Below are 24,435 nucleotides of genomic sequence, written 5' to 3'. Positions count from 1 at the left end.
GAAATCTTCAGCGCAGCACCGACCAGTCCAGGGCGTGGACGCGGTCGCGGCCCAGGGCGGCGGCCAGGGGCGGGGCGGCGAACAGGCCGGCGATGGCCGGATCGCGCACGTTCAGCCCGCCGGTGAAGGCTCCGAACGCCGGCAGGACGATGCGGCCCCCGTCGGTGACGAAACAGGGCCGGCGCACCCCCCGGCCATAGGCGGCGACGCGGGCGGCCGGATGCAGATGGCCCGCCACCTCGCCCCGGCGGTCGTCGTCGGCCGACAGGGCCCCCGGCTCGTGCGTCAGGCGCAGCGCGCCCAGCGTCATGTCGCCGACGACCCGGCCGGGCAGACGGCCGATGCTCCGCGCATCCCGGTTCAGGGCCTCGCGGTCGTGATTGCCCTCCAGCCACAGCCAGTCGCGCCCGGCGGCCAGCCGATCCAGCCGCATCCGGTCGTCCGCCGCCATGCGCGGCACGGCCTTGGCGTCGTGGAAACTGTCGCCCAGCAACACGACCAGGGACGGGGCCAGATCCTCGATCTCGGCCTCCAGCCGATCCAGGGTCGCGCGGCTGTCGTAGGGGGGCAGCATCTGGCCGCGCGCGGCGAAGGCCGACCCCTTTTCCAGGTGCAGGTCGGCGACGATCAGGGCGCCATGGGCCGGGACCCACATCGCCCCCGAACAGCGCAGCACGCAGGCCTCGCCCGCGATCCGCACGCTCAACGCGCCGCAGGTCCGGCGCGCGGGGGCCAGGGTCTGGCGCAGGGCGGCGTTCATGCCCGGCCGCCAGCGTGCGTGTCCGGTTCGTCGTCGTCCATCACCTCGGCGATCAGCGTTTCGGCGCTTTCGTCCAGGATCATCTCGGCGGCGTCCCCGCCCACCCGCTCGCGCCCGATCTGGACCAGCACAGGCACGCAGAAGGGCGAGGGCCGGGCCAGGGGCTGGTGGCGGATGCGCCCTTGGATCCGCGTCAGCATCTGCCCCAGGCGCGCCACGTCCAACAGGCCGCGCGCCGCATCGGCGCGCGCGGTCTTCAGCAGCAGGTGATCGGGTTGGTGGCGGCGCAGCACGTCGTAGATCAGGTCGGTGGAAAACGTCACCTGCCGGCCGGTCTTCTCGGCGCCGGGCTGGCGGCGCTCGATCAAGCCCGAGATCAGGGCGCAATTGCGGAAGGACCGCTTCATCATGAAGCTTTCCTCCAGCCAGGCCTCCAGATCGTCGCCCAGCATGTCGGGCTGGAACAGGGCGTCCAGGTCGATCCGGTCCATCGGTCGGATCGACCAGATGGCCAGCGAATAGTCGGTGACGACGAACCCCAGCGGCCCGACGCCCATCCGATCCAGCCGCCGCGTCAGCAGCATGCACAGGGTGGTGTGCGCCAGATTGCCCTCGAACGGATAGGCGACCAGGAAATGGCGGCTGCCGCGCGGAAAGGTCTCGACCAGCATGGATTCGGCCTCGGGAATGGCCGAGCGCGTCTCCTGAAGCTCCAGCCACTCCTGCACGTCCGGCGGCAGGACGCGCCAGTGGTCACGGTCTTGAACCATGGCCCGCACCCGGTCGGCCAGCGAGGTGGACAGCGGGAATTTCGACCCGCCCCAGGAGGGGATCTTGGGCTCCTTGTCGTTCGCGTGCGTCACCAGGGCGTCGGTCCCCACGATGCCCTGAAAGGCCCAGACCTGGCCGGCGAACAGGAAGGTGTCGCCGGGCGTCAGCTGTTCGAAATACCATTCCTCGGCCTCGCCCACCTTGCGGCCGCCGATCAGCTGGCGCGACGTTGCGCCCCGGCGGCTGGCGATCCGCACGTTCAGGGCGCCCGCCGAAACGATCGCGCCCACGTTCATCCGGTGGCGCTGGGCGATGTGCTGGTTTCTGACCTTCCAGCGGCCGTCGGGTGTGCGCACGATCCGGGCGAAGCGGTCATAGGTCCTAAGCGCGTATCCGCCGGTGGCGACGAAATCGACCACCTCCTCGAACTGCTCCCAGGTCAGGTCGCGATAGGGGCCGCAGCCGACGATCTCGTCGTACAGGGCCGGCATGTCGAACGGCTCGGAACAGGCCACGCCCATGACGTGCTGAGCCAGCGCATCCAGGGCGCCGATGTGGACCGGCTCCCAGTCGAAGGCGTTGGCGGCCACGGCTTCGCGCGCCGCCTGGCACTCCAGCATCTCGAACCGGCTGGCGGGCACCAGAAGCGCCCGCGACGGCTCGTCCAGCCGGTGGTTGGCGCGGCCGATCCGCTGGACCAGGCGGCTCGATCCCTTCGGCGCCGCCATCTGGATCACCAGGTCCACGTCGCCCCAGTCGATGCCCAGATCCAGCGTCGAGGTGCAGACCACGGCCCGCAGGTCGCCGCGCGCCATCGCCGCCTCGATCTTGCGCCGTTGCTCCGCCGCCAGCGAGCCGTGGTGCAGGCCGATGGGCAGATTGTCGTCGTTGATCGCCCACAGCTGCTGGAACACGAACTCCGATTGCCAGCGGGTGTTGACGAAGATCAGGGCCAGGGTCGATCGCTGGATGGCGGCGTAGACCTCCGGGATGGCGTGCCGGCCGGTGTGGCCCGCCCAGGGAACCTGACCCTCGGAGATCAGAACATCGACCACCGCCGGCGCGCCGGGATCGCCCCGGACCAGCGTGACGGCGTCAAGCGTTCCTCCGCGCGGCGCCAGCCACGCCCGGATCAAATCGGGGTCCTCGATGGTCGCGCTCAGCCCCACCCGCCGCATCCCGGGCGCGAATTGCTGCAATCGCCCCAGACCCAGCGACAGCAGATCGCCGCGCTTGCCGCTCCAGATCGCGTGGACCTCGTCCAGCACCACGCATTTCAGGTCTGCGAAATAGGCCCGCGCCCCTTCCCAGGCGCAGAACAGGGCCAGTTGTTCGGGCGTGGTCAGCAGGATGTCGGGCGGAAAATCGCGCTGTCGCTGGCGCTTGGATGGCTTGGTGTCGCCCGTGCGCGTCTCGACATGGATGTTCAGCCCGATCTCGCGGATCGGCGTCGTCAGATTGCGCTCGACGTCGGTGGTCAACGCCTTCAGCGGCGACAGATAAAGCGTGTGAATCCCAGATCCCGGCCCGGTCGCCGGCTTGGGCCCACGTTCCGCCAGATCGATCAGGCTAGGCAGGAAGCCCGCCAGCGTCTTGCCCCCGCCGGTCGGCGCGACCAGCAGGGCGTGCGATCCCGCCTCGCCCGCCGCGACCATCTCCAGCTGATGCCGCCGAGGCGACCAGCCGCGCCCCGCGAACCAGTCGGCGAATAGCGGGGGAAGCGTTCTCACGCGCTCCACGGCGACAGCAGGCGACAGCCCGAATGCTCGAAATGGCGCAGGTTGCGTGTGACCAGCGTCAGACCATGAACATGGGCGGTCGCAGCGATCAATTCGTCGATCAACCCGACCGTGATCCCGTTCCGTTTGTAATGCTCAGCCAAAACGGCCCACCGTTCTCCGACTGCGAGGTCTACGGCGAGAAGGCGGTCGTTGTAGTCTTCGACCATCTCCGTGATCCGCTTTTCGATAACCTCGCGTCTCGAACCGGGCGCTAGTTTCAGGGCGCCGCGACGCATCTCGGCCAAGGACAGAACACTGACATATAGGGTGTCGTCGAGGTCTTCCGGCGGCGAGACGACCGTGTCGAGCCAGTCGAGAAAACCTTCATCTGGACGGGATTTCAGCGTTTCGCTGATCGCATTGGTGTCGAGAAGATACTTCAAAAAGAGAAATCTCGGCTGGGGCGGGGATCGCGCTCGATCTCAACGTCGTCAAGCCGTGGACCTGTCAGAAGCCATTCCTTGAAACTGGGCTTTCTTTCGCTCAATCGCCTGAACTCGGCCTCGGCGACCAAGGTCACGCGGCCGTGGCCGGCGACGTCCACCGTCTGGGGCCCTTCGGCCTCGATCTTGGCGGCCATGGCGGCCAGCCAATCCGTGGGATCAATCGGCTTGTTCACGGCGATCTCCTTGTTCTCTCGACATATAGAGCCATAACGCGCTCGAAACCAGATGTTCCCGTTCCGTTTCGCTGGGCGGCTCGCTATATTCACGGCGTGTCCGACGAATCCGTCATCGCCGAAATCTCGACGCCTAGGACCGCCACAGGCGCCGAGCCCTGGGCGGACTTGCCGCCGGCGCTCGCCACGCCGCCCGGCGCCGGGGCGGTGTGCGACGATCAGGGCGCCCGGAAGATCGGGCGGGGCGCGGCCGAGGGGTTCTTCAGCACCGGGCCGGCGATGGTGGCGCATGCCTCGCTGACCGCGCGGCGGCTGGGGCTGACGCCGCCGCCGCGGTCGCCCGATCTGATGGATGTGCTGGAACTGTACGCCTTCGTGCGGCCGGCGCGGTTCTGCGCGCCGTCGCCGACCGGGCTGGCCCTGTCGCTGGGCCTGGCCGAGCCGAAGTCGGCGGAGGCGCAGGCGACGGCGCTGCGCGAGGCGGCGGGTCTGCTGCTGCGCGAATTGGCCGAGCCCGCCTATCCAGAGCGCGAGGCGGCCTATGTCCTGGGCCTGACGATGCAGCGCGCCGGCTGGGCCTGGGGCGAGCGGGTGGTCCAGGCGCTGGAGGCCGGCGGCGTGCGCGCGCGCCAGCATCGCGGGTCGGGCCTGGACGTCTGGTCGCGCCTGACCGAATGGGAGGACGAGGCGCCGCGCGGCGAGGCGGGCTCGGCGCCGGTCGATTCGGAATCCGCGCGCATCCGGCTGGAAAAACTGCTCCAGGCCTCGGGCCTGGACGAGACCCGCCCGACCCAGTCCGACTACGCCGCCGAGGCCGCCTTCGCCTTTTCGCCCCGCAACGAGGAGGGGCGGCCGCGCGTCCTGCTGGCCGAGGCGGGGACCGGCACGGGCAAGACCCTGGGCTATCTGGCGCCCGCCTCCCTGTGGGCCGAGCGGAACCAGGGGGCGGCGTGGATTTCGACGACCGCGAGAGCCATTCGCTGTGGCCCGATCCGGCCGAGCGCAAGAAGAAGGCGGTGATCCGAAAGGGGCGCGAGAACTATCTGTGCGTCCTGAACCTGCAGGACATGGTGCAGGCGGCCCAGTTGGGAAACGGCGACCTGATCGGCCTCGCCCTGGCCGGGCGCTGGGCGCTGCACACGCGCGACGGCGACATGACCGGGGGCGATTTTCCCGGCTGGCTGCCCGGCCTGTTCGCCCTGCCGGCGGCCCATGCGGCGGGGGCGGCCAATCTGGTGGATCGGCGGGGCGAGTGCGTGCACGCCGCCTGTCCGCATTACCGCACCTGTTTCGTCGAAAAGACCATCCGCGCCAGCCGCCGGGCCGATCTGGTCATCGCCAACCACGCCCTGGTCCTGACCCAGGCGGCGTTCGACGGGGCGCGCTCGGCGCGGGGCCAGCGGTCGGACGGGGAGACGGCGGCGCTGAAGCGCATCGTCTTCGACGAGGGCCACCATCTGTTCGACGCCGCCGACAGCGCCTTTTCCGCCTGCCTGTCGGGCCAGGAGGCGGCCGAGCTGCGTCGCTGGATCAGAGGGCCGGAGGGGCGGGGCCGTCGCGGACGCGGGCTGGAGCAGCGGCTGGGCGACATGGTCAACGACAACGAGGCGGCGCTGAAAGCGCTTCAGGACGCCATCCGCGCCGCCGCCGCCCTGCCGGGCGAGGGCGTGTCGGGCCGGGTCGCCCCGGCGTCGGGCGAGGTCAATCCCATCGGGCCGATCGAGGCCTTCCTGGCCGCCGCCCTGGACCAGCTGCGCGCCCGCACGGCCGAAACCAGCACATATGGCGGGCCCGAGTTCGGCATGGAGTGCGCCCTGAAGCCCGTGACCGATCCGGTCGCCGAGACCGCCCGCGCGGCGGCTCAGGCCCTGGCCGCCGTCGAGGCGCCCTTGCTGGCCCTGTCGCGCCATCTGGAAGACATTCTCGACGACGAGGCGGCCGAGCTGGACGGGTCGCAGCGGTCCCGCATCGAGGGGGCGTTGCGCGGGCTGGACCGGCGCGCGCGCATGACCCTGCCGGGCTGGCGCTCGATGCTGGCGGCGCTGGAGGACGGCGGCGATCAGCCCGATCCCGACTTCGTCGACTGGCTGTCGGCCGAGACGGCGTTCGGCCGCATCCACGATGTCGCGTTGCGCCGCCACTGGATCGACCCGACCGTGCCGCTGGAGGCGGCCGTGATCGCCCCGTCGCACGGGGTGCTGGTCACGTCCGCCACCCTGTCCGATCCCCTACAGGAAGACCCATTTGACCTGGCGCGGCTGCGAACCGGATCGGCGCGACTGATCGAGCCGCCGCGCACCCTGAAGGTCGAAAGCCCGTTCGACTATGCGGCCAACAGCCGGGTCGTCGTCGTCAACGACCTGACGAAGGACGATCCGCGCCATACGGCGGCGGCGATGCGCGAACTGTTCCTGGCGGCGGGCGGCGGAGGGCTGGGTCTGTTCACCGCCATCCGCCGGCTGAAGGCGGTCTATGAGCGGTTGGGGCCGGACCTGGCCAAGGCGGGTCTGCCGCTCTACGCCCAGCACGTCGATCCGCTGGAGGTCGGGGCGCTGGTCGACATGTTCCGGGTCGAGGAGAACGCCTGCCTTCTGGGCACCGACGCCGTGCGCGACGGGGTGGACGTGCCGGGGCGGTCCCTTCGCGTCCTCGCTTTCGACCGCGTGCCGTGGCCGCGCCCGGACCTGCTGCACAAGGCCCGGCGCGAACGGCTGGGCGGCCAATTCTCGCAAGGCAAGGGCTATGACGACGCCCTGGCCCGCGCCCGCATCGCCCAGGCGTTCGGACGGCTGATCCGGCGCGGCGACGACAAGGGGGTCTTTCTGATGCTGGACGCCGCCACCCCCACCCGCCTCTTCGCCAGCCTGCCGCCGGGAACCGAGGTGCAGCGCATGGGTCTGGCCGATGCGGTGGAACTGACCCGCGACTTCCTGAACCCCCATCCAGGCTGAGCGATGTCCAAGACCACCCCCGCCACCGTCGCCCTGATCCGCGCCGGGATTTCCTTCGACCTGCACCCCTACGACTACGATCCCGACGCGCCGCGCGCGGGCTTGCAGGCGGCCGAGGCGCTGGGCCGCGACCCGGAGCAGGTGTTCAAGACCCTGATGACCCTGGTCGACGGCGCGCCGGCCTGCGTGGTGGTTCCTTCCGACCGCGAGGTCGGCATGAAGAAGCTGGCGGCCGTCTTCGCCGGCAAGTCGGCCCAGATGATGAAACCCGCCGACGCCGAGCGCCTGACCGGCTTCAAGGTCGGCGGCGTCAGTCCGTTCGGCCAGAGGAAGGCCGTCAGGACCGCCCTCGACGAGACGGCGATCCTGTTCGACCGCATCCTGATCAACGCCGGCCAGCGCGGCCTGCTGCTGGAGATCGCGCCCGAGGATGCGCGACGGGCGACGGGCGCCGTATTGGCCGACCTGACCGCCTAGAAACCCGTCCTTCCCCTGCGGTATAGGACGGTGAACACCGGAGCCTGCATGACCCGAACCCAGCCCCCGCGACACAGCCGAGCGGGCCTCTATGCGCCCTTCGTCCTGGTGCTGATCGTCCTGGCGGGCTGGACCGGCTGGTGGTTCTATCTGACGCGCCAGATCGACGCCCGCCTGGAGACCCAGGTCCAGGCCCTGCGCCAAGGCGGCTGGACCGTGCGCTATGACGACAAGACGATCACGGGCTGGCCCTTCCGCACCCATGTCGTTCTGGACCGGCTGGTCGTCGGCATGCCGTCGGGCCACGCCCTGGCCGCGCCGGAACTGACCGCCGAGGCCAACGCCTATCAGCCGACCAAATGGGTGGTCGCGGTGCCGCAGGGGCTGGTCCTGACGCGCGCCGGCAAGGGCGAGGTGGCGGTCAAGGGCGACGCCATCCGCATGAGCGCCAGCGGCGTCGACCAGCGCTGGCCCAATCTGGCGCTGGAGATGGTCAATCCGGTCTTCACGACCCAGACGGGCGCCGAGCCGTTTCCCATCGCCCGCGCCGAACGCATCGAAATCTACGCCCGCCCGCATCTGGAGGGCTCCGTCGCGCCGGCCGACGACGTCGATGTGATGTTCCGTCTGGTCGGCGGCCAGGGCCGGGCCGACGGGCCGGTGGAAGGCTTCGCGCAGGACGGCTATCTGACCACCCAGATCGAGGCCGTGATCGGCCAGGCCGGTCTGCTGAAGACCGGCGGGGACGCCGGCGGGGTCTTTTCCGCCTGGACCAAGGGAGGCGGCGCCTTTCGCGACGTGCGCGGCGATCTTCAGGCCGGCGACAGCCGCGCGACCCTGACCAGCGACCTGTTGAAGGCCGACGCCGACGGTCGTCTGACGGGCCAGGTGGCGCTTCAGGCGCAGAAGCCGCTGCCGGCCCTGTCGGGCCTGATGGCCACGCGCCAGGGGGCGGTGAACCGGATCGGCGCGGCGGGGGCGGCTGCGGCGGCCGACGCGGCTCAGGCGACGGGGCAGGAGCAGCTTCCGCTGACGCTGGTGTTCCGCGACGGGCGGACCTGGCTGGGGCCCTTCCCCCTGGCCCCGGCGCCGAAGCTGTTCTGATGACCCTTTTGGACGAACCGCAGATGGACCACGATCTGCTGGCGCTGGACCGTGCGGTGGCCCAGGCCGTGGCGGCGCGGCTCGCCGCCGGGCCGCGCGATCGCCTGGACGCCGCCGCCATCGCCCTGCGCTCGCTGCTGGACGGACTGACCCCGGCCCAGGTCGGGGTGATCAAGACGGTCTGGGGACGGCTGGAGGCGGCGACGGGCCCGGCCCTGGTCGCCAGCGGCGGGGTGGCCCAGGCCCTGGCCACGGATCGGTTCGGCCTGGGCGTGCGCCCCCTGTCGGCCGAGGAGGCGCTGAAGGCGGCGGACGCCGGATCGCGCGCGGTGATCGACCTGACGCCGGATCGGCCCTGGTGGGGGCGGCTTCTGGCGCGGCCGGACCTTCGGATCGTCGCCGCCCTGCCCGACGACCGGCGCGGCCGGCCCCAGGCCTTCGTCGTGGCCAGGGACGCCTCCGGTCCGACCGGCGACGACCGCAGCTTCTGGGTCACGGACAGCGGCTGGTCGGAGGGCAAGATCGTCGACGCCCTGGGCCAGGCCGGGCTGGCCGCGGACCTCCTGGCGGCGGCGGGCGGCTTGAAGCTGTTCGTGCTGACGGGCTATGTGCAGGCCGACGACGGGCGGCTGAAGAGCGCGCCCGGCCATCTGAACGGCGTCATCGGCGCCGCCCCCATCTTCTGAGATCAAGGCTTTCCATGACCGACGCGACCGCTCCTCACGGCCCTGTGGCGAAGCCCGGCATCCTCGACATCGCCCCCTATGTCGGCGGCAAGTCGTCCATCGCCGGCGTGGCCGAGCCGATGAAGCTGTCCTCCAACGAGAACATGCTGGGCGCGGGCGAAAAGGCGCGCGCGGCCTATGAGGCGGCGGTCAGGAACATCCACGTCTATCCCGACGGCCGCGCGGCCAAACTGCGCGCCGCGGTCGCCGAGACCCACGGCCTGGAGCCCGAGCGGCTGATCTTCGGCAATGGCTCGGACGAGGTCTTCGCCCTGCTGAACCAGACCTATCTGACGGCCGGCGACAACATCGTCTGCGGCCAGTACGGCTTCCTGGCCTACCGGATCAGCGCCAAGGCCTGCGAGGCCGAGGTCAAGCTGGCGCCCGAGCCGAACTTCAAGGCCGAGGTCGACGCCCTCCTGGCCCAGGTCGATGAGCGGACCCGGATCGTCTATGTCTCCAATCCGTCCAACCCGACCGGCAGCTACAACACCGGCGAGGAAATCCGCCGCCTGCACGCCGCCCTGCCCGCCCATGTCGTCCTGGTGATCGACGAGGCCTATGCGGAATATGTGACCGAGGCCGACTGGGAGACCGCCTTCCCCCTGGCGCGCGACGCCGCGAACATCGTCGTGACCCGCACCTTCTCCAAGATCCACGGCCTGGGCGGCCTGCGCATCGGGTTCGGCTATGCGCCCGTCGCGGTCGCCGAGGCCGTCGACCGCATCCGCCTGCCGTTCAACGTCTCCGTTCCGGGCCTGGAGGCGGCGGCGGCGGCCCTGTCCGACACGGCCCACCAGGCGGCTTCGCGCGACCTGGTCGCGACCTGGAAGCCGCGCCTGACCCAGGCCCTTCGCGGCTTCGGCTTCGAGGTCCTGCCCAGCGCCGGCAACTTCGTCCTGGTGGTGTTCGAGGGGCCGGAAGAGGCGACCGCCGCCAACGACTATCTGAACCTGAAGGGCGTCATCGTGCGCCCCGTCGGCGGCTACGGCCTGCCCCAGGCCCTGCGCATCACCATCGGCACCGAAGACCAGAACCGCGCCGTCATCGACGCCCTGAGCGAATTCGCGGCGGGATAGGCCGCGGACCCGGTCGCGCCCCGTCAGGCGGCGTCAGTCCGGCACATTGGCGTCCAGTTCGTCCAGCCATGCCCGCGCCGCGCCGTCCGAGGGCGCGCGCCAGTCGCCGCGCGGCGACAGCGAGCCGCCCGTGACCACCTTGGGCCCGTTGGGCAGGGCCGAGCGCTTGAACTGGGCCGTCTGGAAGAAGCGGATCAGGAACTTCCGCAACCAGGCCTTGATGGTCGCCAGGTCGTATTCGACCTTCTCGTCCTCGGGGGTGTTCTCGGGCCATTCGCCCGCGCCGGCGTCGCCCCAGGCCTGGTGCGCCAGATAGGCGACCTTGGACGGCTTCAGCCCGAACCGGCTGATGTAGAACAGGAAGAAGTCGTTCAGCGCATAGGGGCCGACCGTCCCCTCGGTCGACTGGATCGCGCCGTCCTTGGCGGGCACCAATTCGGGCGAGATCTCGGTGTCCAATATGGCGTGCAGCGTGGGCGTCGCCGCCGCCCCGACCAGTTCGCGCGACGCCACCCAGCGGATCAGGTGGCGGATCAAGGTCTTGGCCACCCCGCCGTTCACGTTGTAGTGGCTCATGTGGTCGCCCACGCCATAGGTGGCCCAGCCCAGCGCCAGTTCCGACAGGTCGCCGGTGCCCAGGACGAAGGCCCTGTTCTGGTTGGCCAGGCGGAACAGATAGTCGGTCCTCAGCCCCGCCTGCACGTTCTCGAAGGTGATGTCGTGCACGGGCTGACCGTCCGCGAACGGATGGCCGATATCGCGCAGCATCTGTTCGGCGGCGGGCCGGATGTCGATCTCGGCTCCCGTCGTCCCCAGGGCCTTCATCAGCGCCCAGGCGTTGGACTTGGTCCCCTCCGACGTGGCGAAGCCCGGCATGGTGAACCCCAGGATATTGGTCCGCGGCAGGCCCAGCCGGTCGAAGGCCCGACACGCGACCAGAAGGGCCTGGGTGGAATCCAGCCCCCCCGACACGCCGATCACCAGCCGTTCGCCGTTCGTGGCCCGCATCCGCCGCATCAGGCCCTGCACCTGGATGTTGAACGCCTCGTAGCAATCCTGATCCAGCCGCGCCGGCTGGTCGGGCACGAAGGGGAAGCGATCCAGCGGCCGGATCAGCTCGCTCTCGGTCTGGTCCGCGCGCGCCAGGAAGGGCACGACCGTCGCCGTCTCGCCCTCGTTACGCGCGCATTCCGCGAAGGTGCCGTTCCTCAGCCGGTCCAGGCCGATCCGGTCCACGTCCACGTCGGCGATCGTCAGATGGCCGTCCAGGGCGAACCGCTGTCCCTGCGCCAGGGCCGCGCCCAGTTCATGGATGGTGGCCTGGCCGTCCCAGGCCAGGTCGGTGGTGCTCTCGCCCCAGCCCGCGGCGGTGAAGACATAGGCCGACAGGGTCCGGGCGGAATGGCTGGCGCTCAGCATGGCCCGCTCGTCGGCCTTGCCGATGACGATGTTGGACGCCGACAGGTTCAGCAGAATCCGCGCGCCCGCCAGGGCCGCGCGGGTCGAGGGGGGCAGCGGCGCCCAATAGTCCTCGCAGATTTCGACCGAGAAGACGAAGCCCGGCCGGTTCGCCGCCTCGAACACCAGGCCCGGCGCGAAATCGATCGTCTCGCCGTTCAGCCGGATCACGTCCTCGGCGCGGGCGGCCGCCGGGGCGAACCAGCGCTTCTCATAGTATTCGCGGTAGTTGGGCAGATAGGTCTTGGGGACCACGCCCAGAACCTCGCCCCCGCCCATCACCACGGCGCAGTTGAACAGGGCGTCGCCGCTGCGGATCGGCGCCCCGACCACGGCGATCAGATCGTGCTCGCCCGTCGCCTCGGCCAGGACCGGGATCTGGCGTTCCACCTCGTCCAGCAGGGCCGCCTGCATGTGCAGGTCGTCGATGGCGTAGGCCGACAGCGACAGTTCGGGAAAGACCATCAGGTCCACGCCCTGTTCGCCCGCCTGACGGATCAGGGCCAGATGCTCCTGCGCATTCGCCTTGGGGTCAGCCACATGAACCACCGGCGTCGCCGCCGCCACGCGCACGAAGCCGTGCGTCTTGGGCGAGAAGAAGGGAAGGGGCTCGGCCATGGCATCGTCCGCATCATCCGGCCTGCGCCGGTCATCGGCCTTCATATAGGCGCGAAAGACGAAGGGACGGAATCCCTCCTTCGCGCCTGTATCCTTCGTCATCCTCCGGCGCGCCGCGACCAGGGGGATGGCGAAAGATCAGATCAGCCTCAGCCCGCACAATGACGCTGGTCCCGTCCCAAGGATTTCAACGCCTTGCCGGTTTCTTTCGTCCGCTTCCTGCCCGCCCCTTCCCGGCGCCCCATACTGTCGCGCGCACGACCGCGCACAGCGGGGGCGGGGGGGAGAACCGATTTCACACCATTCACACTATTCAGACTCTGTTTTCCCCGACAGGCGTCGTCTCTTTTTCCGACGGGCGTCCGTGGCGCGGCGGCGACGCATCGGGCCGTCGACCGGCGATTTCACACTATTCACACCATTCAGACTCTCTTTTTCCGGCCAGGCTCGAAATTCCGTCCGCGCGCCCCGGTCGATCTGTCCGCCTGCGGTCCTTGCGAATGCGGATGACGTCCGCCTTCGCCCCGGCTAAAGCCATCTGATGAACGACACGCCGAAAAAGGGCTGGTTCCAGCGCCTGTCCGCTGGGCTTTCCCGCTCTTCAAAGCAGATGACCGACCAGGTCGTCGCCACCTTCGTCAAGGAACCCCTGTCCGAGGCTTCGCTCGAACAGCTGGAGGAGCATCTGCTGGAAAGCGATCTGGGGCCGGCCGCCTCGGCCCGGATCGTCCAGCGGTTTCGCGGTCTGAAGTTCGGCAAGGATGCCCAGGAACGCGAGGTCAAGGAGGCGCTGGCCGAGGCGGTTGCGGCCGAGCTTTCGCCGCGCCAGGCGACCTTCGATCCGCTGAACGGCCCCAAACCCTATGTCGTGCTGTTCGTGGGGGTGAACGGCTCGGGCAAGACCACGACGCTCGGCAAGATCGCCGCCGACCTGACGGGCAAGGGCGCCAAGGTGATGGTCGTGGCCGGCGACACCTTCCGCGCCGCCGCCCGCGAGCAGCTGAAGGTCTGGGCCGAACGGGCCGGCGCCCATTTCGAAAGCCGTCGCGACGGCGCGGACGCCGCCGGCCTGGCCTTCGACGCCTATCAGAAGGCCAGGGCCGAGGGCTTCGACGTGGTGCTGATCGACACGGCCGGGCGTTTGCAGAACAAGTCCGCCCTGATGGACGAACTGCTCAAGATCGTGCGGGTGCTGAAGAAGATCGACCCCGAGGCGCCGCACGACACCCTTCTGGTGCTGGACGCCACGGTGGGGCGCAACGCCCTGGCCCAGGAGCAGATTTTCGGCCGCACCGCCTTCGTCACCGGCGTCGTCATGACCAAGCTGGACGGCACCGCCCGCGGCGGCGTCCTGGTTCCGGTGGCCCAGGCGTCCGACGCCCCGCTGATGCTGATCGGCGTGGGCGAGGGAGTGGAGGACCTGCAACCGTTCGACGCCCACGCCTTCTCGCGCTCGCTGGTGGGGCTGGAGGACTGAGATGACCGACGCCGCCCCCGCGCCCGCTCCCCGGAAGAACCGCCAGTGGATCCGCCAGGCCGTCGACTTCGGCGCCCTGGCGGCCTTCATGGTCAGCTATTTCGTCACCCGGGACATGATCCTGGCGACCTGGGTGCTGGTCGGCGCCTCGGCGCTGGCCCTAGTGGTCGGCTATGCGGTCGAGCGGCGCTTCGCCCCCCTGCCGCTGATCACCGGCCTGTTCGCCCTGGTGTTCGGCCTTCTGACCATCTTCACTCACGACGACCTGTTCGTGAAGCTGAAGCTGACGGTCCAGAACGGCCTGCTGGCCGTGGTGCTGCTGGGGTCGATCCCGCTGAAGAAATACCCGTTCAAGGCCCTGCTGGGCTCGGCGATCCGGGTCAACGACGCGGCCTGGCGCACCCTGACCCTGCGCTACGGCCTATATTTCCTGACCGTCGCCGTGCTGAACGAAGTGTTCCGCAGTCCCCAGGCCGTGACCGCGATCTGGCACGCCCTGGGGCGCGACACGCCCAATCCCAACGACGTCTGGACCGGGTTTCGGGGCGTTCTGTGGATCGCCGCCTCCGTCTTCGGCCTGTCGCAGGTGCCGCTGATCATGAGGAACATGATCAAGGACGAGCCGCCGGGCCCGATCTCCCCCGATCCCGGCCTGTAGATCGGCAAGCGGAACTGTCACGGAAACGACGCGCTTTTCCCGTCAAATCGTAAAGCTGGGCTGATACGTGTTCGGACGAAACTGAAGGGGAGCGGTTCGATGGTGAAGCCTGGCAAGTCGGCGCGCAAGGTGGGGCCGCTGGGCACGTCGCCCAGCCATCTGATGCACCGCGCCCTTCAGCTCGCGCTCGATATCTACGCCGAGGAGACCGGCGCCGACGGCCTGACCCAGCGTCAGTTCGCGGTCCTGGAAGCGGTGTCCCTGAAGGCCGGCCTGACCCAGACCGAACTGGTCCGCATGACCGGCATCGACCGCTCGACCCTGGCCGACCTGGTCGCCCGCATGACCGCCAAGGGGCTGTTGGAGCGCGAGCGTTCGACGGTGGACGCCCGCGCCAAGGCGGTTCGCCTGTCCCCGGAGGGCGCCGCCCGCCTGGAGGCCGCCCGCCCGCGGGTGGAGGCGGCCGACAAGCGGATCATGGGCCTGCTGCCCAAGGGCCAGCGCGACGCCTTCCTGTCTCAGCTGGCCGAACTGGCCGCCGCCGCCGACGCCGCCCCCGACGCCGCCAGGGCCGAGGCCAAGGCCGCTAAAAAAGCCCTGAAAGCCGCCGAGAAAGAGACCCGCAAGGCCGAAAAGGCCGCCCGAAAGGCCGAACGCCCGGCCAAGCCCGTCAAGATCAAGAAGCCCAAGCTGAAGGTGGTGGAGACGGTCTAGCTCGGACGATAGCGGGAACCCGCTAGGTCGTCTTGCGCAGCCTTCTGGCGTTGGCCGTGGCTGTTTGGTGGATCGGCGCCACCGTCTCGGCCTGGGCCGTCAGCAAGGCGTCGTTCAGCGTCAGGGCCTGGCGTGCGGCCCGGCTCCACCAGCCCATCGCATAGGTGAACTGGGCCTCCGCCGCCTGGGCCGGGGTGCGCGACTGGCCGATGGCGGCGGCGGCGTGCAGCGCATGGGCGCCCTCGTCCATCGCCGCCCGACCCAGCCGCCGGCCGATGGCCTCGGCGTTGGCGAGGGCCGCCCCGGCCGAGGCGGCCAGGGCCTCGGCCTTTTCCGAACCCATCAGCGACAGTTCCTTCAGGTCCGGTCCCCTGGCGCCGGCCAGGCTGTGCGCGATCCGGCCGGTGCGGACGGCGATCACCTCGGCGGAGGCCGCCAGCAGTTCGGCGCCGACCACGGCGGCGTCCGCGACCGTGGGGGGCCGCCGGCTCAGGACGCGATCTCCGATCGGGCTTCGCCGGCGAAGGCCGCGACGTCGCTCAGCAGGGCGGGGATCGCCGCATCGATGATTTGCTGACCCTTCTCGGGGCTGGCCTGGGCCGGGTCCGAGCCGATCCGGCCGTCGGGGAAGCGGGCGCGATAGTCCAGGGCGTCGCGGATCGGGCCGCTGGGCGCGATCCGGGGGCTGTAGTCGGCCGTCTTGATCCGCTCGGGATAGGCGGCCTGCGTCACCGCGATCTCGGAAGGGGTGGCGTGCATGCCGTGGCCGGTCGGAAACAGCCGGTTGCACAGGCCGTTGACGCCGGGCAGGTCCCACCAGTTCTTCAGCTTCAGGATGAAGGGCGGGCTGTCCTCGACGAAGCTCCACTCGGCGTAGATCTCCGAGATCGTCGCCTCGATGGTGGCGACGTTGCCGCCGTGGCCGTTCAGGAAATAGATCCGCTCGAACCCGTGTCGGCTCAAGGACGACACCCAGTCCGTGATCGCGGCCATGAAGGTCGAGGGACGCAGGGAGATGGTGCCGGGAAAGGCCAGGTGATGCTGGGCCATGCCGATGTTGAAGGTCGGCGCCACGATCAGGTTGGCGTCGGTCTTCTCGGCCGCATGGGCGATGATCTCCGGGCACAGCCAGTCGGTGCCCAGAAGGCCGGTCGGTCCATGCTGTTCGTTGGAGCCGATGGGCACGACCACGGTCCTGGACAACGGCCAGCCGTCGTTCAGGCGGGCGTCGATCTCGGGCCAGGAGGACAGGTGGATCAGCATGGAGACGCTCGCAATCTACAGGACGGCGGGAGGTCTAGCGCGCCCGGCTCAGGATGTCTCGCATGGCGGCGGGACGGGCGCATGGGCCGCGACGAAGATGCGGGCCGCCTCCCTGGCGCGCGCCGCGCGCTTGTCAGGCGCCAGTTGCGGCACGTCCAGCATGGCCCGCAGATGGGCGTGGCCCAGCACGAGGCCCGAGAACATCTCTGCCGCCTGTTCGGGGTCGGAGACCGCCAGCCGCCCCAGCCGCGTCTGTTCCGCCAGCCACAGGGCCATTTCGCGCAGGCTGCGGCGCGGCCCGGCTTCATAGATCGCGTGGGCGATCTCGGGCGCCTCGGTCGAGATCAGGGCCACCCCGCGCATGGAGCCGACCTTGTCGGCGCTGCACACCCGGTTCAGCAGGGTCAGGGCCAGAGCCTCCAGCGCCGTCTGCGGATCGCCCGCCGCGCGCAGGGGCGCGACGATGTCCTCCACCCTTTTGCTCGCCAGGGCCTGGGCGATGTCCAGCTTGGAGGCGAAGCGGTTGTAGACCGTCTGCTTGGACACCCCGGCCAGTTTGGCGATCTCGTCCATCTTGGCCTGCAGCCCCTTGTCGGCGAACAGGGCGGCGGCGGCGTCCAGGATCGCCTCGCTCTTTCGTTCATCCACCTGTCCGCGGCGGCGCGCCATCAGTGGGCGTCCGTGGGCGGGGCGCCGGCCTGGGCCCGGACCGGCTGGGCCATCAGGGTGACGAAGGCCGCCCCGGCGCACAGTACGCCCAGCAGGGCGAAGGCGTCGCCGAACGCCATCGTCGTCGCCTGTTTCTGCAACAGGCCATAGATGGCCTTCATCGCCGAGGCGGCCGGGTCGATGGTGCCGGCGAACCGCTGGGCCATGCCCGCCATCATCTGGCGCACCGCCTGGTCGCCTTGTCCTATGGCGCTGGTCAGTTCGCTCATGTGCAGGGCGGTGTTGGTGGTCAGGCTGGTGTTCAGGATCGCCAGGCCGAAGGCCCCGCCGACGTTGCGCGCCAGGTTCACCAGGCCCGAAGCGTTCTTGACCATGTGCGGCGGCAAGGTGGCCATCGTCACCTGCTGGGAGGCGATCATGGCCAGCATCACGCCCACGCCGCGGAAGGCCTGGACCGAGGCGAACTCCCAGAAGCCCCAGTTCTCCGTGACCAGGCGGGCCTCCCACATGCCCCAGGCGCACATCATGAAGCCGCCGAACATCAGAACCCGCGCGTCCAGCTTGCGCACCAGCCGCCCGGCGAAGGGGCCGGTGGCGAACATGGCCAGGCCCGAGACGACCATGGTGGTGCCCACCTCGGCCGACGAATAGCCCAGCACCCGCCCCAGGAAGAGCGGCAGCAGGAAGGTGCCGCCGAACAGGGCGAAACCGACGATGAAGGTCATGATGAAACCGACCAGGAAGTTGCGGTTTCCAAAGGCCCGAAGTTCCACGATCGGCTGGCGATAGGTCAGGGAACGCCAGACGAAGATCGGCCCGGCGACGGCGGCGACGACGGTCAGCAACAGGATGTGGGTGTCGTCGAACCAGTCGTTCTTGGCGCCTTCCTCCAGCACGAACTGCATCGACATCAGAAAGGCCGCCATCAGACCCAGCCCCCACCAGTCGAACCCCTTGGCCAGGGACGGATCGCCCTTGTCGAAGTTTCCGTAGCGACCGACCAGGAACAGCACGATCAGCCCCGGCCCGACGTTGATGAAGAACAGCCAGCGCCAGCTCAGCCATTCGGTCAGGTGCCCGCCCAGGGTCGGGCCGACGGTCGGCGCCAAGGTGACGATCAGCCCCATGACCACGCTGGCCGTGACCCGCTTGTCCGGCGGAAAGGCGGTGAAGGCGACGGCGAAGACGGTCGGGATCATGGCGCCGCCGACGAAGCCCTGGATGGCCCGGAACAGGATCATCATGTCGATCGACGACGACAGACCCGTGGCGATGCTCATCAGCACGAAACCGACGCACGAGGCCAGGAACAGCCGCTGGGTGCCCCACAGTCGCGACAGAAAGCCCGACAGGGGGATCATCACCACCTCGGGGATCAGATAGGCGGTCTGAATCCAGCTGATCTCGTCGGCCGAGGCGCCGACCCCGGCCTGGATCTGGGGCAGGGAGGCGGCGACGATCTGGATGTCCAGAATGGCCATGAACTGGCCCACCACCATGCCGGCGAAACCCAGCAGCAGCATGGTCCAGTTGATCTCGGGATGGCCGGCGACGGGCCCCCCGCCCGTAGCGGGAACCGCGGCGGGGTTGGCGGCGGTCACTGGCCTGCGGCTCCGTTCGCGCCGTTCGCGGCTCCGGTCGAGGCTTCGGCGAAGCTCTGACCGCCCTGGCTCTTCAGGTCGATCTTGACGTCGACCGACAGGCCCGGCCGCAGGGCAAGGTTGCGATCCGCCCCGCTGACCACGATCCGCACCGGCACGCGCTGGGTGATCTTGGTGAAGTTGCCGGTGGCATTCTCGACCGGGATCAGGGCGAACTCCGAGCCGGTGGCGGGGGCGAAGCTGTCGACGCGGCCTTTGATCTTGCGGCCAGGGAAGGCGTCGGCGGAAATCTCGACCGCCTGGCCCAGGCGCACCTTGTCCAGCTGCGTCTCCTTGAAGTTGGCGACAATATAGGTGTGGCTCAGGGGCACGATGGACAGCAGCTGCGTTCCGGCGTTGACGAATTGGCCGGGGCGAACGCTGCGGGCGCCGACCACGCCGGCCACGGGCGCCCGGATCACGGTGCGGTCCAGGGCGATGCGGGCCTGATCGACCACGGCGCGGGCCTGTTCAACGGCCGCGACGCTCTGCTGGCGGGTCGAGCCCAGCACGCCGGCGGTGCGCTGTTCGGCGACCAGGGCGGCCTGGGCCTGTTCGACGCTGGCGGCGGCGGTGGCCGCGCTGGCCCGCTCGGTCTGGATGCGTTGCTGGGAGACCCAGCCCTGTTCGGCCAGCTTGCCGTAGCGGTCGACCTCGGCGCGGGCCAGGCCGGCCTGGGCGTGGGCCTGGCTGACGGCGGCGGCGCGGGCGGCGATGGTGGCCTGTTCCTGTTCGGCCTGGGCGTCGACATGGCCGACGGCGGCGATGGCGGCCGCCAGATTGGCCTCGGCCTGGGCCAGCTGGGCCTTTTCGTCGGAATCGTCCAGCTTGACCAGGATCTGCCCGGCCTCGACCCGCTGGTTGTCACCGACCAGAACCTCGGTCACGCGGCCCGACAGTTGCGGGCTGACCAGGGTGGTGTCGGCCTGGACGAAGGCGTTGTCGGTGCTCTCCCAACGCTGGCCGTTCAGCCACCAGATCGCCCCGCCGACGATCAGCGCCAGGCCGACGATCCCCGCCGCGATCAGCGGCAGACGTTTCTTGAGTTCAGGCGACATGACGAAATCCGCAAAGGGTGCGACCAATTGAAGCGGCGCTAAAATGGACTGCGCCGTCCAGAAATCAATGGGCCGCCGCGCGAATGTTTTGCGGCTTGCCGGGGCGGGCGGGATTTCGTGTATCTTCGCCACTGCATGACCGACTTCTCCAAGGCCACCAATCCCCTGCCGTCCCAGGTCGACGTGGTCGTGGTCGGCGCCGGGGCGGCCGGCATCGCCGCCGCCCGCCGGATGATGCGGGCGAATCCGGCCTCTCGGGGCCTGTCGATGCTGGTGCTGGAGGCGCGGAATCGGATCGGCGGCCGGGCCTTTACTCAGCGGGCCGAGGGCGAAGGGCTGGATATGGGCTGCGGCTGGCTGCACTCGGCCGACGACAACGTTCTGGCCGCCCGCGTCGAGGCGGAGGGGCTGACGCTGGACCGGACCCCGCCGCCCTGGCGCACCCAGGCCTTCGACCATCAGATGACGCCGGCCGATCAGGCCGCCTTCGGCCAGGCGTTCGCCGCGTTCGACCGGCGGGTGTCGGAGGCGGCGGCGCGGGGCGAGGATCGTCCTGCCTCGGACTTCTTCGATCCCGACGGTCGCTGGAACGCCCATATGGACGCCATATCGGGCGCCCTGAACGGCGCCCGGTTCGCGGAGGTCTCCAGCCTGGACTACGACGCCTATGGCGATACGGGCGTGAACTGGCGAGTGCGCGAGGGGTATGGCCGGCTGATCGAACGGCTGGGCGAGGCGGTGTCGCCGGTCACGGCGACGGACTGCGCCGTGCGCCGCATCGACCGCTCCGGGCCCCTGTTGCGGCTGGAGACCAGCCGGGGCGCCCTGACCGCGCGGATCGTGATCCTGACGGTCCCCAACAGTCTGATCGCCGACGAGACCATTCGCATCGACCCGCCGGTTCCGGCCCTGCTGGAGGCGACGGCCGGCGTGCCGCTGGGCCTGGCGTCCAAGGTGCATATGACGGTGCGCGGCGCGGGAGACTTCCAGCCCGACACCCAGCTTTGGACCCGCACCGACACGGCTCAGACCGGCGGCTATCACCTGCGCCCCTTCGGCCGGCCGATGATCGAGGCCTATTTCGGCGCGGACCTGGCCTGGGGGCTGGAGGCCGACGGCCCGGCCGCCCTGTTCGACTTCGCCGCCTCCGAACTGGTTTCCGCCCTGGGGTCGGGGATGCGGCGGCGGCTGGAGGCGGTCGCCGTCAGCGGCTGGGGCGTCGATCCCTGGTCGCGGGGCGCCTATTCCCACGCCCTGCCGGGCCATGCGGCGGATCGCGCCCGGCTGCGCGTTCCGGTCGAAGATCGCATCTTCCTGGCCGGCGAGGCGACGGCGCCGGTCTATTACGGCACGGCCCACGGCGCCTGGATGGAGGGCCGACGCGCGGCCGACGCGGCCCTGGCCGCCCTGGGCCTTGCGCCGTGCGACCCGGGCGAGGTCCCGTCGTGAAATCGCCGAAGCCCGTAAGGCCCCTGCCGAAGCCGGCGCCGAAACGGCCGTCGGTGATGACCGGGGCGGCCATACCCATCCTGCGCTGGCCGCCCGACGAGGACCGGGTGGAGCGCATTTTCGAACGGCTGGCCGGCGTCATGCCGGACCCCAGGACCGAGCTGAACTTCTCCAATCCCTTCACCCTGGTCGTCGCCGTGGCCCTGTCGGCTCAGGCCACGGACGTCTCGGTCAACAAGGCGACCGAGCGGCTGTTCAAGGTCGCCGACACGCCCGAGAAGATGCTGGCTTTGGGGGAAGAAGGGCTGATCCCCTACATCGCCTCCATCGGCCTGTATCGCGGCAAGGCCCGGAACGTCATCGCCCTGAGCCGCATCCTGCTGGAGCAGCACGGCGGCCAGATCCCGCTGAACCGCGCCGACCTGCAGGCCCTGCCCGGCGTGGGACGAAAGACCGCCTCGGTGGTGCTGAACGAACTGGGGATCGAGGCCGCCATCGCGGTGGACACCCATGTCTTTCGCGTCTCGCACCGGCTGGGCCTCGCCAACGCCGCAACGCCGGACAAGGTCGAGGCGCAGCTGTTCAAGGTCGTGCCCGAGCCCTGGCTGCCCAAGGCGCATCACTGGCTGATTCTGCACGGCCGCTACACCTGCACGGCCCGAAGGCCGAATTGCCTGGCCTGCGTCATCGCCGACCTGTGTCCGTCTCGGGCTGGGCTGGCCGTCCTTGGTCAAACGGCGCCGGAACCTGGGCGCTGAGGGTCAGAACGACAGGAAAAGCGGCATGGTCGTGTCGCGCAACAGGGTGCGGGTGACGCCGCCGAAGATGGTCTCCAGGGTCCGCGAGCGGCTGTAGCAGCCGATGACGGCCATGTCCGCGCCCAGGCCGACGGCCTCGCGCGTGATCGTATCGGCGATGCCTGCCTCGCCCGAGGCGACCGAATGCAGGACCGGCTGAATGTCGAACCGGGCCAGATACTCGGCCAGATCCTGCCCCGGGACATGGCCCGCCTCCAGGGCGTATCGGTCGCCGTCGACCACCAGGATCGTGACCCGAGACGCCCGCGACAGCAGGGGCAGGGCCTCGGTAACGGCCCGCCGGGCCTGGCGGCTGCCGTTCCAGGCGATGACGACGTGACGGCCATGGTCATCGCCCGGCCAGACCGACGGAAGCAGCAGCATCGGCCCGCCGTTCAGGCTCAGCAGACGTTCGGCGGTCCAGCTGGGCGGCAGATGAGGCGGCGACGGATGGGCGGCGACCATCAGATCGCAGTCCAGAAAGCGCAGCGCCTCGTCCTCGCCGCCCGACCAGACCACCTGAAATTCGACGGGCTGGCCCAGCGCCTCGGCGGCCATGCGCAGGGGTTCCATTTCTTCGGCCGCGTGTGCGCGGTCGGCCGCATCGTGGCGTCGGACGACCTCCGTGATCGCCTTCATTCCCCGCGTGAAGGTCTCGTCCGGCGTCAGCGGGCTGCGTTCTCCGCCATAGACGGCGATAAGCTCCGCGCCGAGACGCCTGGCCAGCAGCGCCGCCCGGCCGAACAGCCGCAGGCCCTCGGGCGTCGCATCCGCAAAGACGGCGATCTTGCGATAGGAGGTGGTCATGGTCGTTCGCCCCTTGAATGCCGACTTCACTGCCACGCTTGAGGTGGGGCGGCCTTGCCCCAGATCAAGACGCCCGCGCGCCTCGGGCCCGCCCTTTCGCGGTCTGACGCTCTGCGACCGCCTGGGCCAGACCCGCGCCGTCCGATGGGTCGTGGTCCAGATAGAAGTCCGGCTCGATCAGTTCGGCCTCCATCAGCACCCAGCGCCCGGCGTCGTCGCGCGCCAGGTCGATGCGGGCGTAGAGCAGCGGCTCGGCGATGGCGGCCAGCACCCGTTCGGCCAGGACCATCGCCTCGGCGTCGGGGGTCACGGCCCGATAGAGGCCGCCGAACTGCATCTGGATGCGGAAGTCGCCGGGCACGGGCCGCTTGTTGACCGCATGGCTGAAACGTCCGCCGAAGAACAGCAGCGAGGTCTCGCCCTCAGTCTCGATGGATTTCAGATAGGGCTGGATCATCGCCGCGCCCTGGGGCGCCTCGGTCAGGGGCTCGCCCGGCGACAGGCGCAGGGTGCGGAACGCCCCGGCCGACACCGTCGGCTTGACGATCAGCATCGGCGCGCCCGTCTCGGCGAAGGCGGCGGCGACCTGGTCCGGGGTCACGCCGTCGGTCCAGCGGGTCGGCGGGATCGGCGCCCCCTTGTCGGCCAGCCGGGCCAGATAGGTCTTATCCGAGTTCCAGCGCAGCACCTCGGCCGGATTGGCGACCGGCAGGCCCGCCCGGCTCCAGGTCCCGCACGCCGTCAGCCAGCGTGGGTGATCGCGGTGATAACCCCAGGCGATGACCGGCAGGATCAGATCATAGGCCTCAAGGCCCGAGGCGTCCTGCACATGGTCGGTCCAAGGGGCGGCGGCCACGGTCGCGCCCGTGCGCTCCAGCACCGCCTTCAGCCGCGCCAGCACCTCGGGCCAGCGACCGATGTAGGAGCGGTCGGACGGATCGGGGATCAGGACGGCGATCTGGGTCATGGCGTCCTCATACCGGAGCGGGGTCGGCCATATAAGGGCTTCCTTATATGATTTCGGATGACGCCGGGCCCGCCGCGGGCTAAGGCGCGACCATGACCCAGAACACCGCCCGATACGACGTCTGCGCCGTCGGCAACGCCATCGTCGACGTCCTCAGCCCCTGCGACGCCGCCTTCCTGGCGGCGCAGGACCTGGCTCCCGACTCCATGCAGCTGGTCGACGCCGAACGCAGCGCCGCCCTGTATGACGCCATGGCGCCGGGGGTCGAGGCCTCGGGAGGGTCGGCCGGCAACACCGTGGCGGGCGTCGGCTCGTTCGGCGGCCGCGCGGCCTATATCGGCAAGGTCACCGACGATGTGCTGGGCCAGGTCTTCACCCACGACATCCGCGCGGCGGGCGTCCACTTCGACACGCCGGTCCTGACCGGCGGCGCCGACCAGGGCTTCGGCACCGGCCGCTGCCTGATCAACGTCCTGTCCGACGGGGCGCGCACCATGGCGACCTTCCTGGGCGCGGCGAACCAGCTTTACGCCGACGACATCGACGAGGCCCTGATCGGCGCCAGCGAGATCGTCTATCTGGAAGGCTATCTG

At 69.9% G+C, this 24,435-nt stretch carries 22 protein-coding genes and 1 pseudogene; 11 read left to right on the top strand and 12 right to left on the bottom strand.

The window, feature by feature from the left end:
• Positions 1–7: 7 nt before the first annotated feature.
• From pdeM to DI624_RS14315, 4 genes are read right to left on the bottom strand one after another with little or no spacing between them, the layout of a single operon-like run.
• On the bottom strand, positions 8–760 hold the full coding sequence (gene pdeM / locus DI624_RS14330) for a ligase-associated DNA damage response endonuclease PdeM (protein ID WP_291539838.1): 753 nt from the start codon (positions 758–760) through the stop codon (positions 8–10).
• On the bottom strand, positions 757–3,261 hold the full coding sequence (locus DI624_RS14325) for a ligase-associated DNA damage response DEXH box helicase (RefSeq protein WP_291539836.1): 2,505 nt from the start codon (positions 3,259–3,261) through the stop codon (positions 757–759). The genes pdeM and DI624_RS14325 overlap by 4 nt, the downstream gene beginning before the upstream one ends.
• On the bottom strand, positions 3,258–3,695 hold the full coding sequence (locus DI624_RS14320) for a type II toxin-antitoxin system VapC family toxin (protein ID WP_291539834.1): 438 nt from the start codon (positions 3,693–3,695) through the stop codon (positions 3,258–3,260). The genes DI624_RS14325 and DI624_RS14320 overlap by 4 nt, the downstream gene beginning before the upstream one ends.
• Positions 3,692–3,931: a hypothetical protein gene (locus DI624_RS14315; RefSeq protein WP_291539832.1), complete on the bottom strand. Its 240-nt coding sequence runs from the start codon at positions 3,929–3,931 to the stop codon at positions 3,692–3,694. The genes DI624_RS14320 and DI624_RS14315 overlap by 4 nt, the downstream gene beginning before the upstream one ends.
• A 207-nt stretch (positions 3,932–4,138) precedes the next feature.
• Here DI624_RS14315 and DI624_RS14310 point away from each other — a divergent pair.
• From DI624_RS14310 to hisC, 5 genes and pseudogenes are all read left to right on the top strand, one after another.
• A pseudogene (locus tag DI624_RS14310) lies at positions 4,139–6,882 on the top strand (ATP-dependent DNA helicase).
• A gap of 3 nt (positions 6,883–6,885) precedes the next feature.
• Positions 6,886–7,359: a Cys-tRNA(Pro) deacylase gene (gene ybaK, locus DI624_RS14305; protein WP_291539828.1), complete on the top strand. Its 474-nt coding sequence runs from the start codon at positions 6,886–6,888 to the stop codon at positions 7,357–7,359.
• A gap of 48 nt (positions 7,360–7,407) precedes the next feature.
• The gene (locus tag DI624_RS14300) at positions 7,408–8,463 is read left to right on the top strand and encodes a DUF2125 domain-containing protein (RefSeq protein WP_291539826.1); all 1,056 of its coding nucleotides are present in this window, start codon (positions 7,408–7,410) and stop codon (positions 8,461–8,463) included.
• Positions 8,463–9,149 carry a hypothetical protein gene (locus tag DI624_RS14295; RefSeq protein WP_291539825.1) on the top strand — a complete coding sequence of 229 codons (687 nt, stop codon included), beginning with the start codon at positions 8,463–8,465 and terminating at the stop codon, positions 9,147–9,149. Before DI624_RS14300 ends, DI624_RS14295 begins: the two co-directional genes overlap by 1 nt.
• 14 nt (positions 9,150–9,163) lie before the next feature.
• Positions 9,164–10,267, top strand: coding sequence for a histidinol-phosphate transaminase (gene hisC, locus DI624_RS14290; protein ID WP_291539823.1), 1,104 nt, complete (start codon positions 9,164–9,166; stop codon positions 10,265–10,267).
• Between the two features lie 33 nt (positions 10,268–10,300).
• On the opposite strand, the gene DI624_RS14285 is transcribed toward hisC, so the two are convergent.
• On the bottom strand, positions 10,301–12,343 hold the full coding sequence (locus DI624_RS14285; protein WP_291539821.1) for an NAD(+) synthase: 2,043 nt from the start codon (positions 12,341–12,343) through the stop codon (positions 10,301–10,303).
• Positions 12,344–12,884: 541 nt separating this feature from the next.
• Between DI624_RS14285 and ftsY the strand changes: the two genes are divergently transcribed.
• From ftsY to DI624_RS14270, 3 genes are all read left to right on the top strand, one after another.
• Positions 12,885–13,820 carry a signal recognition particle-docking protein FtsY gene (gene ftsY, locus DI624_RS14280; protein ID WP_291539819.1) on the top strand — a complete coding sequence of 312 codons (936 nt, stop codon included), beginning with the start codon at positions 12,885–12,887 and terminating at the stop codon, positions 13,818–13,820.
• A 1-nt stretch (position 13,821) separates the two neighbouring features.
• Positions 13,822–14,478: a septation protein IspZ gene (locus DI624_RS14275; protein ID WP_291539817.1), complete on the top strand. Its 657-nt coding sequence runs from the start codon at positions 13,822–13,824 to the stop codon at positions 14,476–14,478.
• A 99-nt stretch (positions 14,479–14,577) separates the two neighbouring features.
• Positions 14,578–15,192 carry a MarR family transcriptional regulator gene (locus tag DI624_RS14270; protein WP_291539815.1) on the top strand — a complete coding sequence of 205 codons (615 nt, stop codon included), beginning with the start codon at positions 14,578–14,580 and terminating at the stop codon, positions 15,190–15,192.
• A gap of 22 nt (positions 15,193–15,214) precedes the next feature.
• On the opposite strand, the gene DI624_RS14265 is transcribed toward DI624_RS14270, so the two are convergent.
• From DI624_RS14265 to DI624_RS14245, 5 genes are read right to left on the bottom strand one after another with little or no spacing between them, the layout of a single operon-like run.
• Positions 15,215–15,649, bottom strand: coding sequence for a phasin family protein (locus DI624_RS14265; RefSeq protein WP_291539813.1), 435 nt, complete (start codon positions 15,647–15,649; stop codon positions 15,215–15,217).
• A gap of 32 nt (positions 15,650–15,681) precedes the next feature.
• Positions 15,682–16,455, bottom strand: a complete 774-nt coding sequence (locus tag DI624_RS14260; RefSeq protein WP_291539811.1) for a creatininase family protein — start codon at positions 16,453–16,455, stop codon at positions 15,682–15,684.
• 48 nt (positions 16,456–16,503) lie between these two features.
• The gene (locus DI624_RS14255) at positions 16,504–17,124 is read right to left on the bottom strand and encodes a TetR/AcrR family transcriptional regulator C-terminal domain-containing protein (RefSeq protein ID WP_291539809.1); all 621 of its coding nucleotides are present in this window, start codon (positions 17,122–17,124) and stop codon (positions 16,504–16,506) included.
• Positions 17,124–18,725, bottom strand: coding sequence for a DHA2 family efflux MFS transporter permease subunit (locus DI624_RS14250; protein WP_291539807.1), 1,602 nt, complete (start codon positions 18,723–18,725; stop codon positions 17,124–17,126). Before DI624_RS14250 ends, DI624_RS14255 begins: the two co-directional genes overlap by 1 nt.
• Complete coding sequence (locus DI624_RS14245) at positions 18,722–19,822, bottom strand: HlyD family secretion protein (protein WP_291539805.1); 1,101 nt, start codon at positions 19,820–19,822, stop codon at positions 18,722–18,724. Before DI624_RS14245 ends, DI624_RS14250 begins: the two co-directional genes overlap by 4 nt.
• A 117-nt stretch (positions 19,823–19,939) precedes the next feature.
• Between DI624_RS14245 and DI624_RS14240 the strand changes: the two genes are divergently transcribed.
• Both DI624_RS14240 and nth read left to right on the top strand, forming a co-directional pair.
• On the top strand, positions 19,940–21,271 hold the full coding sequence (locus DI624_RS14240; protein WP_291539803.1) for an NAD(P)/FAD-dependent oxidoreductase: 1,332 nt from the start codon (positions 19,940–19,942) through the stop codon (positions 21,269–21,271).
• Positions 21,272–21,327: 56 nt separating this feature from the next.
• Positions 21,328–22,029, top strand: coding sequence for an endonuclease III (gene nth / locus DI624_RS14235; protein WP_291539860.1), 702 nt, complete (start codon positions 21,328–21,330; stop codon positions 22,027–22,029).
• A 3-nt stretch (positions 22,030–22,032) separates the two neighbouring features.
• Here the strand turns inward: nth and DI624_RS14230 are convergent, their stop codons facing one another.
• Positions 22,033–22,875, bottom strand: coding sequence for a universal stress protein (locus DI624_RS14230; RefSeq protein ID WP_291539801.1), 843 nt, complete (start codon positions 22,873–22,875; stop codon positions 22,033–22,035).
• A 64-nt stretch (positions 22,876–22,939) separates the two neighbouring features.
• Entirely contained in the window at positions 22,940–23,842 is a 903-nt protein-coding gene (locus DI624_RS14225; RefSeq protein WP_291539799.1) for a transporter, read from the bottom strand.
• A 92-nt stretch (positions 23,843–23,934) separates the two neighbouring features.
• Between DI624_RS14225 and DI624_RS14220 the strand changes: the two genes are divergently transcribed.
• The coding region (locus tag DI624_RS14220) for a PfkB family carbohydrate kinase (RefSeq protein WP_291539797.1) at positions 23,935–24,435 on the top strand (501 nt) is incomplete at its 3' end.

The sequence above is a fragment of the Brevundimonas sp. genome, assembly GCF_003248455.1.
In the GTDB taxonomy this organism is placed as follows: domain Bacteria; phylum Pseudomonadota; class Alphaproteobacteria; order Caulobacterales; family Caulobacteraceae; genus Brevundimonas.
The sequence above is the reverse complement of the archived record's forward strand: the minus strand, read 5'-3'. Positions and strand labels throughout refer to the sequence as shown.